The sequence below is a fragment of the Mycobacterium sp. genome (genome assembly GCF_050701675.1).
Taxonomy (GTDB): domain Bacteria; phylum Actinomycetota; class Actinomycetes; order Mycobacteriales; family Mycobacteriaceae; genus Mycobacterium.
The window spans coordinates 1-2,901 of sequence record NZ_JBOGDD010000216.1 but is presented as its reverse complement, the minus strand read 5'-3'; the positions used below and the strand labels follow the sequence as shown (position 1 = coordinate 2,901).

Annotated in this window: 4 protein-coding genes; all 4 read right to left on the bottom strand. The window is 62.9% G+C overall.

What is annotated here, in order from left to right; genetic code table 11:
- Positions 1–60: 60 nt before the first annotated feature.
- A complete protein-coding gene (locus ACRDUX_RS06315) occupies positions 61–600 on the bottom strand; it encodes a nuclear transport factor 2 family protein (RefSeq protein WP_526412065.1) in 540 nt (179 codons plus the stop codon).
- A gap of 2 nt (positions 601–602) precedes the next feature.
- On the bottom strand, positions 603–809 hold the full coding sequence (gene fdx, locus ACRDUX_RS06310) for a ferredoxin Fdx (protein WP_526412063.1): 207 nt from the start codon (positions 807–809) through the stop codon (positions 603–605).
- Positions 810–822: 13 nt separating this feature from the next.
- A complete protein-coding gene (gene cyp51, locus ACRDUX_RS06305; RefSeq protein WP_526412061.1) occupies positions 823–2,178 on the bottom strand; it encodes a lanosterol 14-alpha demethylase in 1,356 nt (451 codons plus the stop codon).
- On the bottom strand, positions 2,175–2,901 hold a 727-nt coding region (locus ACRDUX_RS06300), incomplete at its 5' end, for an SDR family oxidoreductase (protein WP_526412059.1). The genes cyp51 and ACRDUX_RS06300, both read right to left, overlap by 4 nt.

Sequence of the window (2,901 nt, the reverse complement as noted above, 5' to 3'; positions counted from 1 at the left end):
GACTAGAGCCATTAGTTAGGTGCGTCACAAGCACCCCCAAGCAACCGCTTGGCCGGGAGGTCACCAGATCGGGATGGGGCTGTGGCCGAGGGGGTAGTAGCCAGGAAGTTTCTCTCCGGCGACGCTGCGTTCGATGCGCTTCTGCATGGTCGGGGTGAGGTCGCCGGACTCGATGAGCTTGATGAACGCCTTCTGCACATGGCCGAAGTCGAAGAAGTCGCGCTGCCACTCGATCAGCAGGTCGTCGTTCAGCCGGAACCAGCTGCCGCCGATTCCGTAGATCTCGTCCCTGGCGCCGTCGCTCTTGTTGGCGATCTGCTTCCAGAACCCGACGATCTCGCCGAGCTTCTCGTCGATGATCACCTTCTGGTACTCATAGACCCAGTTCTCCAGGCCTTCCATCTCCAAACCCAGTGCGACATCGCGGATTTCGTCCTTGCCGATGCACATCACGTCTTCCTTGGGCCCGATGTTCCAGCCGTAGGTCGCGTCGTCGGTGTAGAAGTCGGCAAGGTTCTTCCAGTCGCCGGCCTTCTCTCCGTCCTGGTTGGCCTTGAGCCAGCGGGCGACCCAGTCATCGAGTTGTTCGCGTGACGCCATTGTCAGTCCTCTTTCTCTTTGATGGAAAGCGCTTGGGTTGGACACATATCAACAGCACGCCGGACGTCGTCCATTGCATCCTCTGGTGGCTCGGCATCGAGGATCTCGACCTTGCCGCGCCTTGGCACCGTGAAGTAGTCCGGGGCCTCGAGTTCGCACATCGCGTGGCCCTGGCACAGGTCCAGGTCCACTTCTACACGAAATCTCATCGTGCCCCCTGCTCTAGGCCTGGCGCTTGCGGTAGCGCACCTTGGCGGGCCGGTCCAGCTGGACCACCATCTTCGTGTGGTCATTGCGGTAGGTGTCGGCTGGTTGTGCCATCTCGAACTCATACTCGCGCAACAGAACCGAGAAGATCGCCTTGATCTGCATGGTGGCGAACGCGGCGCCGACGCAGCGGTGCCTGCCCGCGCCGAACGGGATCCAGGTCCACCGATTGACGACGTCGGCCTGTTCGGGTTTGTTGTAGCGGTCCGGGTTGAACGCGTCCGGGTCGGGGAAGTCCTCCGGGATCCGGTTGGAGATCGCGGGGGAGGCGGCGACGAAGTCACCGTCGTGGATCGGGAAGCCCTCGACTTCGAACTCGCCCTTGGCCACCCGCATCAGGATGATCAGCGGCGGATGCAGCCGCAGGGTTTCCTTGACGACGTTGTCCAGCAGTGGAATCTGGCGCAGCGCGTGGAAACTGACCTCCTGGCCGTCGGCGTAGAGCTCCTCGAGTTCGTTGACGATGTCGGCGTAGACGTCGGGGTGTCGGAGCAGTTCGATCAGCGTCCACGACGAGGTGCCCGAGCTGGTGTGGTGGCCTGCGAACATCAGCGAGATGAACATGCCGGTGACCTCGTCGGCTGAGAACCGCGGGGTGCCGTCCTCGTCTTTTACTGACACGAGGATGTCGAGCAGGTCGCGGTCTTCCTTGCCCTTGGGCGGGTTGGCGATGCGGCCGTTCATGATCTCCTGAACCAGCGCAACGAGTTTCACGCGAGACTCGTCGCGAATCCGGAAACTCTCGATGTCCAGGTAGGGATCGACGTAGCAGAGTGGATCGGTGCCACGCTCCAGTTCGTGGTAGTACTGCGCGAATCGACTGTCGAGCTGCTCGCGGAACTTCAACCCGATCAGGCAGGCCGTGGAGGTGTAGATCGTCAACTCGGAGAAGAAGTCGAGCAGCTCGATCTCGCCTTCATCGCCCCAGTCGGCGATGATCTTCTTGACCTCGCCCTCGATGGTCGCCGCGTGGCCCTTCATCTGCTCGCCACGCAGCGCCGAGTTGTGCAGCATCTCCTTGCGCCGCTCCGGGCTGGCGTCGAACACCACGCCCTCACCGAAGATCGGCGTCATGAACGGGTAGGCCTCGGCCTGGTCGAGATCCTCGTCACTGGAGCGGAAGAAGAACTCATTCGCTTCTGCGCCGGAGAGGAAGACGACGTGCTTGTCGACCAGCTGGAACCAGCCGACGTCACCGCATTCCTCGCGAATGCGGTTCATCAGGGCGATGGGGTCGGTGCGGAACTCCTCGAGGTGGCCGTACTCCTCCTCGCCGCCCGAAACCCGCTGAACCTCTTTGGTAATCGTCATGAAGGAATACCTTCCTCACCGAGCTTGAGCTGTTGACGTTCCTTCACCGTGGCCAAGGGAGCCTCCGGCTGCAATTCCATGTTGGCGATGAAACCGCCGCGCGGGGTTTCGGCGACGAACGTGATGGCGCGCGCCAGATCCGATGCGCGCAGGAAGTAGTCGTGCCGGGCCTGGCCCCACTTGGCCCAGTCCTCCAGCGCTGGCCCGATGGCCTCTGCGGGCAGGCTCCAGCCCATCGACGTCTTGGTCGGTCCCGGATGCACGATCGACGCACGCACCCCGGTGCCCTCGAGTTCCATCTGGTAATTGGTCACCATCGCAACCAGCGCGGCCTTGGCCGCCCCGTAGGCGCCCATGTGGGGCCGCTGGCGCAATGCGACGTCGGAGCCGACGAAGATCAGGTCGCCACGCTGGCGCTCGATCATGCCGGGCAACACCGCGCTTGCCAGTCGGTTCGCCCCGACGAGGTGGATCTGCAGCTGTGAGTTGAAGTCGTCGGTACTGATCTCGGCCAGCTTGCCGAAGTAGGTGTCACCCGCGCCTGCCACCAGCACCTCGATGTCACCGAGTGCGCCAACGGCACTGGCCACGAACGACTTCACCGAGTTGGGGTCGGTGACGTCGAGATGGAATCCGACGGCTTCGCCGCCATCGGCGCGGATCTTCCCGACGAGGTCGTCGAGCTTCTCGACTCGGCGAGCGCCCAGCGCGACGGGAAAGCCA